Raw genomic sequence first — 16,358 nt, forward strand, 5'->3', positions numbered from 1 at the left:
AAATATCGGAGGGTGATCGGTAATATGACGAATGTAACTATTTTGACGGATGATAACGGAGTTAAGCGTGAGTATCGCCGAGGTTAAACGTAATGCGAACGTGGGGGAATTAGTAAGAGTCGTCGGGGCATGTGCCCCGTATTATCGAAAGGGTGATATTGGTAAGTTTGTAGGTGGAAGTTTCAACGTGAACTTTACTGGTCATGGAAACGCGGAAGTTTGTGGTGATGGTAAGTGGGCAGTTGATTCTTACGTAGTCCTCGAACCCACCGACATTATTCACGTTGATGGCGTACGTTATCGCGAGGAGAAACGGGCGGCAACGGTGGGCGAACGTATATTAATCGTCGCGGCGGAACAGACGGGAGGCGAATATAATAACGGGAGTGTCCTAACTGTCAAAGGGACACTAGGGGAATTCGATTGTGTATACGTAAATGGACATGATCTAATTATCTACGATCGCGAGTACGTAGTACTAACGCCATTGCGCGAGAATATAACAGGATCATACGAACTGCCCACGAATAACATCACGTTAAATCTAAATATTACCGTAGCCTCATCGTCTCCTTCCGAAATCCTTAAAGCGATCGCGGATAGCGTACAGGCGGAGTTGGCGAAATTCAAGGGTGCGCCAAACGACAAGGAGTCTCGGGGTAAGATAACGGAAGTTCTAACGAATAAGTCACCGCAACAAATTCGTGATGGGATCGTAGAACAGGCGAAGGCGGACGTGGAGGAGTTAACACGAATCGACCACAGGGCTGAGTTCGTCGTAAACCGTGAAAAACGTACGGTAGTTGCGCTAATTCGCAAATGTGGTTCATTAACGATATCCGCTCGCGGCATCGCCAAATGCTCGCCTGACGACTGCTTCAACGCCCATATCGGCAAGGCTATTGCGTTGCACCGCGCATTGGGACTCGATGTGCCTTCAGATTATTTAAAGGCTCCACAGCCTACGGAACCGCGCGTCGGGGATGTTGTATTGGTGACGGAATCCGGAGCAATAACAGGCTCTACTATGACCGTAACAAGAATGGAACCTGAGCTTGATGAATTCGGTTACGGAAAGGCGTTTAGCCACACGCACGATCCCGGATGGTTAGGCTCTGACCAAGTGAGCGTAATCGACGACTCCCGCGACCAAGAAACGGAGGTGCCCGCCGTTGCCTAGTTCGATTAAACTCGCCCTCTGCGGCAAAATGCGGAGTGGAAAAGATACCGTCGCGGGTTATCTCGTTGAACATTACGACTTCGTACCGTTTGCATTCGGTGACGGGATCAAACGGGTATGTCTCGAACTGTTCCCCGAGCAATTTGCAAACGGCAAAAAGCCCCGTGCGCTATTGCAAGGCGTGGGGCAGGCGATGCGGGCGTTTGACCCCGATGTGTGGGTTAACCGGACTCTACGCGAAATACGTCAACTGACCTACTCACCGAGTTTCGATGTATTAATCAGTGATCTCCGCCAGCCGAGCGAATATGCCCGTCTACGTTCCGAAGGCTTCGTCATAATCCGAGTAAATGCATCCGAGGCTATCCGCCGTCAACGAATGATAAACGCTGGTGACACGTTTACGGACGCGGACCTCGACCATGAAACCGAACAGCATGTCGATACCTTTGCGGTTGACTATGAGTTGGATAACAACGGGAGTGTACTGGACTTGTACGAACAGATTGACGTTATGATGCGGGAGATTATACGTAAGGAGGCGGTTTGATGCGAAAAGTTTTACTGAGTGGTTATGTGATTTACGATGAGGACGATTTGACAAACGGTGAACATGTCGCAGGCCGTATCGAGGACTTATTATTCAACGAGACGTTTCCACGTGAGTGGTCGTTTTCGGTTGTTGAGGACGGTGAGTTTTAGTGGAACTTGCGAAAGACGATCCGTTCTTGTCCGACTGGCCCACGTATGTTCGCGAGGCGTACGCAGACGGCTACCGCGCTGGATATGCGGAGGGCCGTCACGCCGCCTCAACGGAGATTACTTACGATTTCTTACGGCCACGTCCAGGTGCTTCGTGATTCTCATGTCGGAACGCGTACCAGTTGTTGGATCGTTCGATGTAAAGATACTTGCCGATAGGGACGTTGTTCTTGCGGATAAACGAGCTTACTGACGCATAGTAACGCTTGCCGTCGAATGTAGCCGGCTGTACCGAATCAGCAACGGAGACTTCGCCCGGACGTGCGATTCCGATATTGCCGGTGGCAGGGTCGTAGCCAACGTGACATTTAAACGGCGTGCCGGCTACAATGCCGAGCTTGACGCGAAGAGCTGACGAAAGGTACAGACGGTTGAATTTGTCCACCGAAATGTAGGCTTCGAGGGATTCCGCAAAATTATGAGCGACGAAAGACATAGTGATCACTCCGATCATTAACGTTTGTTTAACGATAGTATACGTGAAAAGGGGCGATGTTGATAGTGGGATTTACGTATGTTTCGCTATTTTCTGGAATCGGTGGTTTTGAAACGGCATTAAACGCACTCGGTGGTAGATGCGTCTTTGCGAGCGAGATTGATAAATACGCGAACAAGGCTTACGAGGTGCTATATGGAGAGTCTACGGCTGGCGACGTTACACAGATCGCAGCCGAATCCGTACCGGATCACGATTTACTAGTCGGTGGCTTCCCGTGTCAGGCGTTCTCAGTAGCGGGTAAGCAACTCGGTTTCGATGATACGCGAGGCACCCTATTCTTCGAGATTGCACGGATTGCTCGCGTGAAGAAGCCGAGGATGTTGCTGTTAGAAAACGTAAAGGGACTCGTCAGCCACGATAAAGGCAGGACGCTTGATACGATTATCCAGACGTTAGACGAGATGGGATATGCGGTGGACTTCCGTGTACTCAATTCAAAATATTTCGGCGTACCGCAGAATAGAGAGCGTATCTTTATTGTTGCGGTAAGAGACGCGTTGCACGAGTCCTGGGCAATCTCGAAGAATAGGGGTGTTGTCGAGCGTGCCAAAGAACGGATAAAGGCGTTAGGTGTCCGGATATTTAATTTCGATTGGCCTAATGAGGGTACGGTTACGACATGCATTCGGGACATTCTCGAAGATGATGTTGAAGAGAAGTATTATCTGAGTGAAGAGAAGACGGCGAAGTTGATCGCTCAATTGAACGGTACGCATGAAGGCGTAACCCAAAGATTTCTTATCGATGATCAAGGACGGACCACGAAAGAACTACGTCCACTCAATGTATCCCCTACGATTAGGCGTGAGATGCACGGGAATGAACCGAGAGTAGTCGAGCCGGATTTAGTACAGATCGGACTCCTCGACATGAAAGGCAATGAATCAATACGCCGAGTCTACTCGGCGGAAGGGGTTTCGCCAACGCTCACGACAATGGGCGGTGGGCACCGTGAACCGAAAGTCGTAATTGAACGCCCACAACAGTTTACGGACGGGGCTGGAATCAGCTACTGCCTGGACGCTAACTACGCTAAAGGCACGTCACTAGGAGATTTAGGGAAGGGTCGTCGTACGCATGTAACGGAGGAAGTCCGCCCTGTTCTAACGCCTGATCGCGTTGAAAAAAGGCAGAACGGGCGCCGTTTCAAAAAGGAAGGGGAGCCGGCGTTCACACTAACCGCACAGGACAAGCACGGGGTCGCTATCGGAAACTACCCGCGCTACCGCATCCGCAAACTAACACCACTCGAATGCTTCCGTTTACAAGGATTCCCAGACACTTATTATCACGCGTTAAAATCCGCAGGAATCAGCGACTCTCAACTCTACAAAATGGCGGGCAATGCCGTAACTGTTAACGTAATAAGCGCGATAGGCAGGCGTTTATTACCGTATTTGACGGAAGAGTCTACGGTAAAGGAGGCGGCGTAATGGGAAAAGCCGACCGCAAACGGTGGGACGGAAATGTACGTTCAATGGCGATAGTTACGAAAGCACTCGAAGATATCACGGAGGATGACGTTCAGTTTCTGCGCGACAATTACACGTCGGCAGGCGGCTTACTCCCGAATGCCTGCTCCGGTGGGGCTTTCTTCACGCCGGCACATGTGGCGCGGTTCATGGTCGAAGCGATTGCGGGGTTGTCTGGAGAATTTACGTCAGGCACCCGCGTACTTGAACCGTCAGCCGGCTCCGGCGTCTTTCTCGAACACATTCCGATAGATTGCGAAATTACTGCGCTCGAATTGGACGAAACGAGCGCGAAGGTGACGAAGCTCATTTATCCGCACGTTAACGTTATAAATGCGGATGCACTAACGCATGAGCGACGCGACTACTACGACCTAGTCATCGGTAACCCGCCGTACGGGCTGACGCTAGAAACGGAGCGCGACGATTTCCAGACGATGAGCAAGTCGAAAGGGAAGTATCGCGGCAAGTCCGAGAACGTGTTCATTGAACTCGCCATTAAGGCAGCGAAGCCCGGCGGTTACATTGCGTTTGTCCTGCCGATGGGCGTTTCGTTCTCGCAAGTGTCCAAAAAGATACGCCGCCTAATGTACGAAACGTGCTGGCAAATTGCGACGGTCCACCTGCCGGGCGAAACGTTCCAACATGTAGGGACGACGATAGAAACGCAGATATTGATATTACGGAAGGCGCCACCTGACACTCCGTTATTTGAACCCGCGACTAAACGATGGAGATCGAGCTTTAAGCGTGGGGGAGACGGCGCTATCACGCAATACGATGCGCGGTTCCTAGCCGGACAGCCTCCGTCCTATTTCGCGGTGGTGACGGACATCGGGTGGGATACGAAGGGGCGACGGACTGAGGCGGCACAACTGGACGATCTGCTCGTGGACTTTACGGATGACGGCTTAGTCCGCGAGAACTTGTATCCACATATTCCGAGTTGGCACGGGATCGGCAAGGGTAACGAGGCGTTTTTCTTCTCGCATGGTAACGGCTACTGCGATGGATACAGAGACGGGTCCCGAACGTATGCCGACGGACCTTACCGGTGGAATGAACTGACACTCGGCGCGGGCGATGAGATAGACGGTAATAGTACGTGGGACTTCGAGTGGATGGATCGGATTGTGGCGGAGTATTACGAGGGAACTACGATAAGGGAGGCGGCGTAATGGGCGCATGTGCCGTAGATATCGAAAAGGGACACCGAAATCTTTCCGTAAGATACGCATTAAACGACCGCGACGGCGTACACGCAATCCTACGCGACATCCACCATTTACGGTCGAGCCGGTTCGAACGGGGCGACTATGCGGCGTGTGACGTGCTGATTGATCTGGCGGAGGCGATCGGACGGGCGGGGCTGACAGCGCGCGAGAAAGAGGTGTTGTATTACGTGTATGAACGGGACTTGGACGTAAAGGAAGCCGGGCAACTGATGGGCATTAGCCCTCAAAAAGCCGGATTGCGCGTAAGAAATGGATTGGAACGAATTGCGAAGGTTTATACGGCATGGAATTACGGTGAGGAGGCGGCATGATGATGGAGTTAACCAAAATGGATCGTATGGATCGTATAGTAACTATTAGCGAGTGGATAGACGGTGTAATCCTACGGACTGGCAATCGACCAAACTCCGGCGAACTAGAACGCCTAGCAGACGCGATCCTACACGAAGAACTTACGGATGATGATGAGCATAAAATCGCACACCAAGAATATCCGATACTGTCTGCGACACAATACGCCCGCCGAACGCTCGGTAAGCACAAACGACGTGGTTCCGGCATGGGTGGTGAGACTTCGCTTAAAATCGTAGAGGAGACGGGGACGGATGGGATTTCCTATCGCAAGCCTTCGCGTAGAAGACGCAGCCCTTACGAAATGCAATTCGTGGATAACAACGCGAAGATACGGAATAAGGCGAGGCGGGAACAGTACGCAAAAGACACTAAGGCGGGCGAAGTCAAGAGCTATTTTATTGCGTAAGGGGGTTCGTTTTGGGCAATTTCGTATCTATGCACGTTAGAGACGTTCGTGCGAAAGTTCGAGTATATCCGTAATCCCAACGCCTAGCACTTCGCATATTTTCGCAAGATTATCTAGTGGCATCCGTACGGTTTCATTGTTGCACAATCGTTCGTAGTTCCAATATGTTGTTGATATTTAAAACAATAACTATTATACTAAATTCTGTAAATTAAAATTAGTATATATTTCCAAGGAGGAAAAAATGAAAAAAGTTATTTTATCTAGTGCTCTTGTTTTATCATTAATTGCTTCATCTAGTATTCCTGCTTTTGCTATGAATGAATCTAATCAAATTGTTGAAGCCGAGAATCTCGAAGACAGTCAAGGAAATAAATATAGGATTGAGATTTTAGAGGATAATGATAGCGTAAGAATAGTTAGAGTAGAAAGTGAAAATGGAATTATTGAGGCTACGTATGATAAAATGAATCATACTATAGAGTTCGATGAAGATGGTACCATAACGCAGGTCTCTATAGCAGATTCTGACGAACAAGTAGAGAAAGAAAAACAAAAACAGTCTAAAATTGCGGCATTTGCAGAGAAAAATATAGTACGGCAATCACATGAACAATACTATGGTTATTATTATGTAATCGATAAGAGTGGGAGCAATAGATACTGGGATGTCGGGAATGGTAAAAAAGGAACCTATGTAAAACAAACATCGGTTAATCAAGACGATTTGTTTGATTTTGAGGATAAAGTTGATGAGTTAATTAAAGCTGAGGCTCTGTTAGTGGTGAACACAACTGTTTCAGGCTCGGCATTTATGGCAAGTGTAAAAGACATTAAATCAGGGTGGGGCGCTGATAGATTGATCGCTTTTTTTGCAGGCGCTGGTTTTGGTATGGCAGCAGCCGTTAACGCTGCGGATGTGGTTCTAGCTGAGAAAAAAGCAGCACGTGCATTTGATAATATTATGGATTGAGGAAAGTAGTGAGTGAAATAATAACAAGTATTTTTTTAAACAAGTGGATTTTCTTGATTTTACCTTTGTTTTTATTTCTTAACATAGTAATCCAGCCGTTTCTTTTTAAGGGTAAATTTGAAAAGTTAAGAAAAGTACTATTGGTTGTAAATATGGTAGTAGTGGCATATTCGTCTATCATGCTTATTTATATCATATACAATTCATTTAATTAAGTCCTTTCACACCCTTGTCCAACGGAGCCTTGGAAACTATTACATTGGTAATCTTGGTGGTAGCTCTGGCTATCTCGATCAGAAACGCGATTAGTCGTCGGACATCCGGCGGCTTTTTGCATTTGGAAGGATTTTGAAATCTTCATGTCGAAAGGTGTAGGCAAGGAGGTGGATAAGATGAAAACACATAACGGTTTCGAAAGCTTCCCGGAGTGGAAACACCGCACAGAACCGGAATGGGACGCAGGCCCACGTTGGAAAACGGCTCCTGAGTGGGACCCAGACCCCGGCCATTAATCGAAGGAGGCTTTCCTATGACAGAACCAGATTGGATTTTGGACCCCGGTTGGACTGACGATCCGGGTCACTAGACAAGGAGGGACCGCGATATGATTTATGATTGGACGGATAATCCCGGCTATTAATCGAAGGAGGCTACAGAGTATGACCGAACCAGAATGGGCAGTGCAACGTAATTGCAATACGGGCGATCCGGGTTATGTCGACGATCCCGGTTATTAATATCACCGAAGGGGTGCGCTATATGACAGAATCTGATTGGACAAAACAACGTTTTAATGACGGTGGAATCGGCTGGTAAGCAGCCACTTTTACCACGATGTACGCGGACCAGAGTAGTACGGAGTTGCTACTACGCTTAGTCTCGTGGGAGCCGGATTCATGTCGGGGTGTACACTTGACGTGGTTGGCGCTGGCAATCCGACCTTTCGGGCTACGAGCGCTAGAATATTCGGAATTGACGAGGAACAGGCCACCTATGTCGAAAGTAATGGGACGAGAGGAGGTGTCTAGATATGGAGCTTGATTTACTAGCTGCAACCACTAAGATTGCTCTTAGTACTCTGATTGGCTTAGGTATTAAAGAAATGTTTGGTATTTAGTCGCCAATTACGGCGGCTTTTTCTATTTTAAGGGAGGCGACGTGATATGGCGGAAGTATCCATAAAAATCAACGTAGACACATCGGAAGCAATTTCTAATATACACGCACTAAGAAGCGAAGCAGAACGGGCATTAGCTGCGGTAGAACAGCTAGGCGGTTACGTACCGACAGACGGCTATCTCGCGGTACTCCACCACGGTGAGGTGCGTCTTCCTGCGCGGGGGTACGCCAACCACGTTCGAGAAGTGCGCGAGTCACAGTGGCGGGAATTAGACGGAAAGGACCTCCGTATTAAGGTATCGGAAACAGACGATGAGGTTAGAGTGTTCGCGATTGAGGAACGTAAGGTCCACGTTGTATTCGAAAGTGACGATTTCAAACGTAAATTAAACGAGAGCTTCTGACGAGTGCCTTCCGTCGGGAGCTTTATTTAGTTTACGTACGCTACATGCGGCCGAGGGACGGCGTCATGTAACGTCCACGCATTCGGCCGCAGATTTACCTTATGGGAGCGTAAATATAACGGATTGGGGACGATGACGGTGGAAAGACGAAGAATTGACGATTTACTTGGTTACCTACGTTTACTTACCGATTTGAACCGCGACGACTTCCGAGTGGCGAAAGAGATCGGAAATGTTATGCGTGAGCTTGATGAGGAGCTTTACGTCAGACCATGGGATCGCGCGGCGACGTACGAGGTCAGAGACGGTATCCTCGTCGTTATTGAAGACGGAACCGGACGCGACATTCGAATTGAGGGACCATCGGAACTTACGGTGTTGCCGTTATGATGAGTTACGGTAGCCTCTCGGAACACAATGCGACCGCCATCCGCACGACCGAACTATTTATCGAGGATCGCGGATATAAAGTGGAATATTTACGCGAACTACCGGACGATTGGCGGTTAGAATTTGCGGAGTATATCACGCCCGAAATACACGAGTGGTTACGGAATCTATTTGAATACCGAACTCATTACGAGATTGGCGCGATGGTACTGGACACGATAAATCCCATACGGAAGGTGACGGTAAATGAACGGATCACTGACGAAAGCTCACGAGGATAATTCCCGTGAGTATTTTTATTGTTACTCCCCGAATCTGTACGAGTTCTTGAAACGTAAAGGCCTACGGTTTATCTGCTCGGGCCTTCACGAGAAAACACTCCGCAAATTCTGGCAGTATAAACGCGACGAAAAGCTAGACGGATGTCTGGCAGAGTACGAACGTAACAAGCCGTTAAATTAACGAATAAGGGGCGCGAGAAGATGACCGTTAAGCCACAGCCGAATGATAAGCGAATTTTGCTGGATAACCCGAATGGCTACGAGATTTATAACCGTGAATTGGTACGTAAAGTGTTCCCGCGGATTATTAACGAGGCATATGACGTCGTATATGCGGATGCAAAACGTAAACCGGAGATACGCGATATAGTGGCGTTTTACTTCCTGCTACAGGCGTATATAGACGGTAGGTATGAGTGCGGAGATGGCACGGTAAGCGACCGTTTTGGGGCGTGCTTCCTATCGTACGAGGCGATAATGGGTACGCTGAGGATCGATAGGGCGCGTGTTAAGTTGCTTGCGGACATACTCGCTACGAACGGGATAATACGGACAGTGGATCACTGGGAGGGAACGAAACGGTTCAAATGGTACTTTCCTTCGTTCTGCCCGCGAATTACAGATGACGGGTACATTATCGATGAGGACGGCGAAATTATCCTGCCGGACTATACGTTGTACAAGTCGAGAAGGAGACGGAAGACGGCGTAAAGTTGCCGTAGTATGCACTGGACACACTACCGGTAGTATGCGCAGGACACACTATCGATAGTATGCACTGGGCGCACTGTAAAAAGAGAAAGTAGTAAAAGAGCAATTAGTAAAAGAGAAAGAAAGATAGCGCCTCGTTCAGTCACTACGTTCCTTCTATCGCGCTGTCACTTTATATAAAAGATAGAGACAAAGGGAAGAGATAAACGCGATCTAGGTATAGTAAGTACATTTGATCGCGTAGGTATTTGAAAGCATATTCGAAGAAGTAAGAGATAGGAGGCGGTTGTTTTCAATCCGTTTAGTGAACTACGTTGGTACCACGTACCATTACTACTCATTGGGGCTTCGTTGGAATTTATCGCGGATAGATACCGTGACTGGAGACGTAGAGATTAATCGGAAGTAAGCACGCGGCGCCACTCGTTGGTTCCGCGTTTTTCTATGTCTACGGAAGCACAATCGTTACGCTACGTCAAGATCACGTTTCCTTCGCGTATATAATGAAGCGTCAGGACGGATTAAGCTACGTATTGTTACCGATACATACCGAATCAAAAGGACTATCTAGCCGAATACATCCGCACGGACGTTCCAGACGCGTGCCCTCCGAAAACATCGGGTCGCCGTTAAATTGTGTTAATTGTACGTATTAACCAACGCTTATATACGTGTTTGCACCCGTTCCCCGTTTATGCACTGATTGTGTATACGGCTGTATTCGAACATATGTTTGAGTCCGATAATCTACGGTATGTTAACAGCCGTTCGTATACGCAACCAGCGCCGTTACAGCATTCGTATGGTTACGTTTCGTTATACAGTTAACATAATCGGATGCATATCGATATATAGTGCGAACACGGCGTTATACGGGAGATTAGCGGGGGCGTACGCTTGCATAACGGTTGCATGGAGTAAACGGAAGATACTACGGAAAAGTAAGTAAAAATAGTGACGTAACGTATGTAACTACTGAAAAGTAAGTGACTAACGAATCCCCCCAAGGCGGCCGTCGGTATCCCCGCGGTCTGGTGCCGGACTATTTCTTGCAGGTTTTAAATCACCGGGTCTAATTTAAACGAAAGCTACCGAATGCCTATCGGTGGCTTCTTTTTGTACTCAATTTACGAAAGGAGACGATAACATGGCGAAGGATTTACGCAAGTTAGAGGCGCGGCTTACCCAAGAACAGATTAAGGCGGCGCAGTTACTCGCGGTTAATAACTTTCTAGCCAAAAACCCCGTCGGCGCGGAAAAAGGGCGAATGAAGCTCGATGAAATTGCGAAGGAAGCGGGTTGCTCCGTTAGCTCACTCTACAAATGGCGCAACTATAACGAGACCTTTATCGATTACGTGAACGGCCTGTCCGCAAACGCGTTTATGTCGCATCTTCCGCAGATTATGGAGAAGCACTTGGACATGACGCTAAAGGGTCAAGGATCGATGAAGGGGATTGAGCTTTTTTATAAATTCGGAGGTCTGCTGATCGATAAGTCGGAGGTTACAAACGATGATGGGCGTTCACTACAATCGATCGACGAACGACTAGCGGCCTTGTTGGAACGATCCAAGGAGCCTGATACCGATGGCATATCTTAACGGGGAGTGGCTAGATCGGGAAGCTCGGGAAGAGGAAATCACGCAACGATACCGTCTTGTCGACGCATATAAGAAACTAGCGAAAAGCGGTAGCCTTACCGAATACGATCTAGACCAGTGGGAAAACGTCGTGGCGGAACTCGAAAAACTAGAACGAGTTCATCGCGCCGAACATGACGTTCTCTTTTTCACGTACGAATATTTTTCAGAGGACAGGAATCCCGATAACAATTCGAATTTAATTCCGAAGGGGCAGACGCTAGAGGGCGCTGCCTCTTTTCATATTACGCTGTGTGGTCTTCTAGATCAGATCGTAAAGGGAGACATTAGCGAGAATGTGGCGTGGTCAGTAGGGCGGCGTCACGCGAAAACAGCGTACCTATCGAACTCGTACCTATGCCACCAAATCACGTTCCGCATGCAGAAGTACATCGTGGAGGTCTCCGAAACTACCGACGTAGCCGGTGACTTTATCAAATGGACGGTTAACCAGCTCAAGTTCAACGAGAAGTTACGGGAAGATTTCGGGCCCTTACTTCACCCGAAGCCCTCGATGAATGAAGTCGACAACAAATACGAGTTTATTACGACAACAGGCACGAAGGTAGAGGCGAAAGGGATCGGGACTCAGATGCGTGGTCTGCGTCATTTGAGTGAGCGGCCCGGTTTGTTTATTCTCGATGACTTGGAATCCGCCGAAAATACCAATACACCAGAGACTCGCGCCAAAAACCTACATTGGTTTAGGTCTGAGATGTTGGAGGCATTGGGGTTTGGTGGTATTTGCGTATACATGGGAACAATCGTGCACTACGATTCGTTGCTTAATCACGTACTGACCAAAGGTAAGGACTTCGTTTCTAGGAAATTCCCTGCTATTTTAAGCTGGTCAGAGCGTGAGGACTTGTGGGACGAATGGAGAAGAATCTACGTCGAAGATCGTCCCGACGCAAAAGAACTCGCACGGAGTTTCTATAGGAGCAATGAGGAGGAAATGACCAAGGGCACTGAAGTCCTTTGGCCGCAGATGTATACGTATCTCTACTTCATGGAGAAGCGAGAGTCGATGGGAGCCCGCGCCTTCAATCAAGAGTATCTCGGCAACCCCGTCGATGAAGAGTCGCAGATATTCGATCCAGAGCAGTTTACCTATTATATCGATTCTGAACTTGAGGAACTGACCCTCGACTATTACGCGGGGATTGACTTTGCCATGGGAAAAGAGAAAGGCGATTACTCGGCTATTATCACACTCGCCCGAAATCGCGACACGGGTGTTTGCTACGTCACCGACGTCTTTCTAAGACGTGTTCATCCCGACGTACTGCTAAACGAAACGGTGGACAGGGCGTTGCGGTTCCAGTACGAAGGTATAGCGGTCGAGGCGCAACAGGCCCAAGAATGGTTTGCGCATAAACTGGCGGAAGAATTACGGAGAAAAGGATACCCTACGCACCGGCGCTTGAAGGAAATCAAGCAACGCATGCGTAAAGCACTCCGCATTGAATCGTTGTTGCCGGATATTCAGAGTGGGAAGATTCGGTTTAAGCGAGATCAACGTCTACTGATCGAAATGTTCGAAATGTACCCGAATCATAATCACGATGATGGTCCAGATGCCTTGCACATGGCGTATGACGCGGCAAGACTGCGTAGAAAACGGGTAGTTGATAAGCCCGCATATATGTAGAGAGGAGGCGAGACCCATCGCTAAGTTATTCGTTACAGGCGCACAGTACCCACCAGTCCGTGATATCGAACGGTTGTCCAAATACTACCGTGGCCGTAAGATTTTCGACGGTAAGCAGGCGGAAGTACTCGAACGTGCAACCGAAATCCTAAAGGATACGCCGCACGCCGCCCAATTGTCGAAGCTATATATCGCGGTTAACTTGATGGACGTACTTTTGACGAAGCCAGCCGACTTGATGTTCGGTGAGCCTCCTTCGTATGAGTCCGGTAAGCCGGACGCCTCCATCGAGCAACAACGCCTGACCTCTATCGTTGAAGAGAACGATTTGAACGTGTTGGGCCATGAGTTAGTCACCGGAGCAGGTATACGAGGAGACGCGTTCATCAAGACGTACTATGCCCAACGACAGGACTTATCGGAAGTGCCCGTGGGTATCGAAATCAACGTTAAGCCCGAGCCGATTATTGAAGCAGTTGACCCATCGAACGTATTCCCTGAGCTAACAAAAGGCTCGCGTAAACGGTTCAAGGCGATCAATATTGCGTGGGTCGAGTGGATGACAGAGGCAAACGGGTTGCTCGAATCAATTGTCGAGGCCTCAAAGACAACGCAAACTCCTTATCTTAACGTCGAGCGTCACGTTCCAGGGGCGATCATATACGAGCGGTTCCGATTGTACCCTAAGTCGGTAGATACTCGATATGATGCACCTATCCAAACGTTCACTATCGGTGAGGCGGTTAGTACAGGTCACGAGAAAGACGTTGTTGCAACAGGTCTGTCTCACATGGCAATTCATCATATTCCGTATAAGTCTACGGATACGGATTGGCGTGGAAGTAGCGGTATCGAAAAGATAGAGTCGATACTAGCCGCGATTAACGACCGACTCGTACAGATCGATTACATCCTATGGAAACACAGTGACCCGACAGCGTACGGACCCGACTTAGGGGAGTCAGACGTACGGTTCAGCGGACGTTATATCCCCGTTGAGAAAGCGGACGTTAAGCCCGGATACATGACGTGGGATTCGCAGTTAGATGGTGCCTTTAAGGAACTAGACGTTCTGCTAGGTATCGTATTCCAGATGAGCGAGACACCGCAATGGTTATTCGGTACGACACTTGCAGAAGACAAAGGCGGAACGGGTACGTCACATACCGACGGTTCAGCGATTAAGGCTCGTTTTATGCCGATACTATCGAAAGTTAAGCGGATAAGAGCCCACATTGATAGAGCATTTAGGGACGCACTATACTCCGCCCAATTGCTAGAGAACTACGCTAATGCCAGAGTTGACGGGTTTGAAAGTTACGAGGCAGTTTATCCAACAATTAACTGGAAAGACGGGATTCCTCGCGACGAAAAAGAGCTTGCGGAGATCATGGACATCAGAACGGGCGGTAAGCCGACAATTGACGTTCAGAGTGCCGTTAAGACGCTGTCCGAAGTGGACGACGAAAAGGCACGCGAGATCATGGTACGCATAGAGGAGGACGAGAAAGCCGCGAACGGAACGGTGGACGCGTCTATTTTTAATGGGGATAACGGTGGAGTAGATGTGTGATTTCCGTGAGTTACCGAAGCCATCGTATGACTACGACGTTAATGAGATCACTGAGGCGTACAAAAAAGCACTAGACGACGTGCAATCTGAATTACAACGCGTTGATCTTCCTGACTTCTCCCGATCCAACGCACAGGCTGTATATGCACAAATTACCGTGATACTTACGAATCTAGCGAAAAAGACAAAGGAATGGGTAGCGCGTGTCATTCCGAAAGCGGCTTACGACGGCATTGCACGTACTCTACTTGCACTTGGTCTCGCTTCTAACCGTAAGCAAGCGCTCAAGAAAGCGAAGCTAAATCCGATTAATCAGCACGCTGTCGCCGCCGCAATTGCCGATACGCAGACTGATTTACTCGCGGTGACGGACAACGTAACGAAGAGAGTCCGCGCGGCGGTTCGTAAGGCTGTTGCCGAAACTATGCGGTCGCAGATGGCTACCGGTGTCAACGGACGCAGAACGATAACGGCTGACGTGCTTAAACGCATACGTAAGACACTCGGTGACTCAGCAGATAACGCCATTATAGACGCGGCCGGACGTAAGTGGAAAATCGAACACTACGTTGATGTGGTTGCACAAACAAAGCTCATGGACGTACACAACGAGGCAACGATCAACGAGGCGTTATCTCGCGAAGTATTATACGCAGTTATATCGTCACACGGCGCAACTGATGCGTGCCGTTATCATGAGGGACGGATTATCCGGCTAACGGACGCGGGCGATACGAAATACCCGACGTATGACGCATTGCGTGCCTCTAGGCAGATATGGCACCCGAAGTGTAAACACACGATATCACCTATTCGAGTGCCGGAGAATCTATCGGAAAAACGACGTACTCTTGCGGAGAGTCAAGGTGAGTTAAGCGATAGGGCGTTGGCTACTGGCAAGCGTAATCCTGATTTGTCTGAACGTTAAGACGTTAAAAGAAACGGACCCTAACTTATAGCCGACGGGCTTAAAACGGGAGGTAACGAATGACTGACGTATTGAAGATGTTGTTTCCGATGAATTTGCAAACTTTCGCAGAGGATGAACCGGAACCAATCGATGGACCAGAACAATCTGCGGAACCACCAAAATCATTTACGCAGGAAGAACTCGATAGAATCGTAGCAGAACGCGTCGCCCGAGAGCGTAAGAAAACGGAGAGGTTCGCTGACTACGACGATCTCAAGACGAAGCTCGCAGAGTATGAGCAAGAACGTGAGGAGAAACAGCGCGCAGAAATGACCGAGATTGATCGATGGAAAACGGATTTAGAGAAAGAAGTTGCAGCAAAACAGGCGCTTGAGCAGAGTGTTACCGAGATGGAAGCGAAGTACCGTCAAGAGAAGATTCGTAATGCTTTTATCACGGCGGCTACCGGCGCAAATATCGCACATATCGATGATGCGTACGTACTGGCGTCGTCTGATCTCGCGAAGGTAACGATTGATGATACGGGCAACGTAATAGGTGTTGATAGCGTTGTGCAAGCGCTTGTGGAGAACAAGCCGTTTTTAATCGCGCAGAGCAAAAGGGAGCCTATCACGATTGGCGGGCCTTCCGGTTCCGAGCATGAAACGGAAACAAAAACACTCGAAGCACGGTTGGAAGAAGCTAAGAAGCAGAGGGACTTCGGAAAAGTTTTAGAACTGTCAAATAAGCTAGGTCAATTGAGTAAGTAACCCCACCACCGATCTATTAGCGGTGG

The 16,358-nt window shown here is 48.7% G+C and carries 18 protein-coding genes; 16 read left to right on the forward strand and 2 right to left on the reverse strand.

Translation table 11 applies throughout. The features are described 5' to 3' along the window. The first annotated feature begins 67 nt into the window (after positions 1–67). On the forward strand, positions 68–1,180 hold the full coding sequence (locus EEL30_15710) for a hypothetical protein (GenBank protein QDX93614.1): 1,113 nt from the start codon (positions 68–70) through the stop codon (positions 1,178–1,180). Next, a complete protein-coding gene (locus EEL30_15715; protein ID QDX93615.1) occupies positions 1,173–1,730 on the forward strand; it encodes a hypothetical protein in 558 nt (185 codons plus the stop codon). Before EEL30_15710 ends, EEL30_15715 begins: the two co-directional genes overlap by 8 nt. A gap of 273 nt (positions 1,731–2,003) precedes the next feature. On the opposite strand, the gene EEL30_15720 is transcribed toward EEL30_15715, so the two are convergent. Continuing rightward, complete coding sequence (locus EEL30_15720) at positions 2,004–2,378, reverse strand: hypothetical protein (protein ID QDX93616.1); 375 nt, start codon at positions 2,376–2,378, stop codon at positions 2,004–2,006. A gap of 56 nt (positions 2,379–2,434) precedes the next feature. On the opposite strand from EEL30_15720, the gene dcm reads away from it, so the two are divergent. From dcm to EEL30_15740, 4 genes are read left to right on the forward strand one after another with little or no spacing between them, the layout of a single operon-like run. After that, entirely contained in the window at positions 2,435–3,874 is a 1,440-nt protein-coding gene (gene dcm, locus EEL30_15725) for a DNA (cytosine-5-)-methyltransferase (GenBank protein QDX93617.1), read from the forward strand. Then, the gene (locus EEL30_15730; protein ID QDX93618.1) at positions 3,874–5,091 is read left to right on the forward strand and encodes a hypothetical protein; all 1,218 of its coding nucleotides are present in this window, start codon (positions 3,874–3,876) and stop codon (positions 5,089–5,091) included. Before dcm ends, EEL30_15730 begins: the two co-directional genes overlap by 1 nt. After that, entirely contained in the window at positions 5,091–5,459 is a 369-nt protein-coding gene (locus tag EEL30_15735) for an RNA polymerase subunit sigma (protein QDX93619.1), read from the forward strand. Before EEL30_15730 ends, EEL30_15735 begins: the two co-directional genes overlap by 1 nt. Next, positions 5,459–5,908: a hypothetical protein gene (locus EEL30_15740; GenBank protein ID QDX93620.1), complete on the forward strand. Its 450-nt coding sequence runs from the start codon at positions 5,459–5,461 to the stop codon at positions 5,906–5,908. The genes EEL30_15735 and EEL30_15740 overlap by 1 nt, the downstream gene beginning before the upstream one ends. Before the next feature lie 36 nt (positions 5,909–5,944). On the opposite strand, the gene EEL30_15745 is transcribed toward EEL30_15740, so the two are convergent. Further along, positions 5,945–6,031 (reverse strand): hypothetical protein, encoded by an 87-nt coding sequence (locus EEL30_15745; GenBank protein ID QDX93621.1) that lies wholly within the window; start codon positions 6,029–6,031, stop codon positions 5,945–5,947. Positions 6,032–6,152: 121 nt separating this feature from the next. On the opposite strand from EEL30_15745, the gene EEL30_15750 reads away from it, so the two are divergent. The 10 genes from EEL30_15750 to EEL30_15795 all read left to right on the forward strand — a co-directional run bounded on the left by EEL30_15750 (position 6,153) and on the right by EEL30_15795 (position 16,332). Continuing rightward, on the forward strand, positions 6,153–6,881 hold the full coding sequence (locus EEL30_15750) for a hypothetical protein (GenBank protein QDX93622.1): 729 nt from the start codon (positions 6,153–6,155) through the stop codon (positions 6,879–6,881). 1,163 nt (positions 6,882–8,044) lie between these two features. Then, positions 8,045–8,404 (forward strand): hypothetical protein, encoded by a 360-nt coding sequence (locus EEL30_15755; protein QDX93623.1) that lies wholly within the window; start codon positions 8,045–8,047, stop codon positions 8,402–8,404. Between the two features lie 138 nt (positions 8,405–8,542). After that, complete coding sequence (locus EEL30_15760; protein QDX93624.1) at positions 8,543–8,794, forward strand: hypothetical protein; 252 nt, start codon at positions 8,543–8,545, stop codon at positions 8,792–8,794. Positions 8,795–9,040: 246 nt separating this feature from the next. Then, positions 9,041–9,256, forward strand: coding sequence for a hypothetical protein (locus EEL30_15765; protein ID QDX93625.1), 216 nt, complete (start codon positions 9,041–9,043; stop codon positions 9,254–9,256). A 20-nt stretch (positions 9,257–9,276) separates the two neighbouring features. Beyond that, positions 9,277–9,786 carry a hypothetical protein gene (locus tag EEL30_15770; GenBank protein ID QDX93626.1) on the forward strand — a complete coding sequence of 170 codons (510 nt, stop codon included), beginning with the start codon at positions 9,277–9,279 and terminating at the stop codon, positions 9,784–9,786. A gap of 1,147 nt (positions 9,787–10,933) precedes the next feature. Continuing rightward, on the forward strand, positions 10,934–11,389 hold the full coding sequence (locus EEL30_15775) for a hypothetical protein (GenBank protein QDX93627.1): 456 nt from the start codon (positions 10,934–10,936) through the stop codon (positions 11,387–11,389). Then, positions 11,376–13,079 carry a hypothetical protein gene (locus EEL30_15780; GenBank protein QDX93628.1) on the forward strand — a complete coding sequence of 568 codons (1,704 nt, stop codon included), beginning with the start codon at positions 11,376–11,378 and terminating at the stop codon, positions 13,077–13,079. Before EEL30_15775 ends, EEL30_15780 begins: the two co-directional genes overlap by 14 nt. Before the next feature lie 73 nt (positions 13,080–13,152). Continuing rightward, positions 13,153–14,652, forward strand: coding sequence for a phage portal protein (locus EEL30_15785; protein ID QDX95787.1), 1,500 nt, complete (start codon positions 13,153–13,155; stop codon positions 14,650–14,652). Further along, positions 14,645–15,580 (forward strand): minor capsid protein, encoded by a 936-nt coding sequence (locus EEL30_15790; GenBank protein ID QDX93629.1) that lies wholly within the window; start codon positions 14,645–14,647, stop codon positions 15,578–15,580. Before EEL30_15785 ends, EEL30_15790 begins: the two co-directional genes overlap by 8 nt. 59 nt (positions 15,581–15,639) lie before the next feature. Further along, positions 15,640–16,332 (forward strand): hypothetical protein, encoded by a 693-nt coding sequence (locus EEL30_15795; protein QDX93630.1) that lies wholly within the window; start codon positions 15,640–15,642, stop codon positions 16,330–16,332. The last annotated feature ends 26 nt before the right edge of the window (positions 16,333–16,358 follow it).

The sequence above is a fragment of the Brevibacillus laterosporus genome (assembly GCA_007833815.1).
Classification (GTDB): domain Bacteria; phylum Bacillota; class Bacilli; order Brevibacillales; family Brevibacillaceae; genus Brevibacillus_B; species Brevibacillus_B laterosporus_D.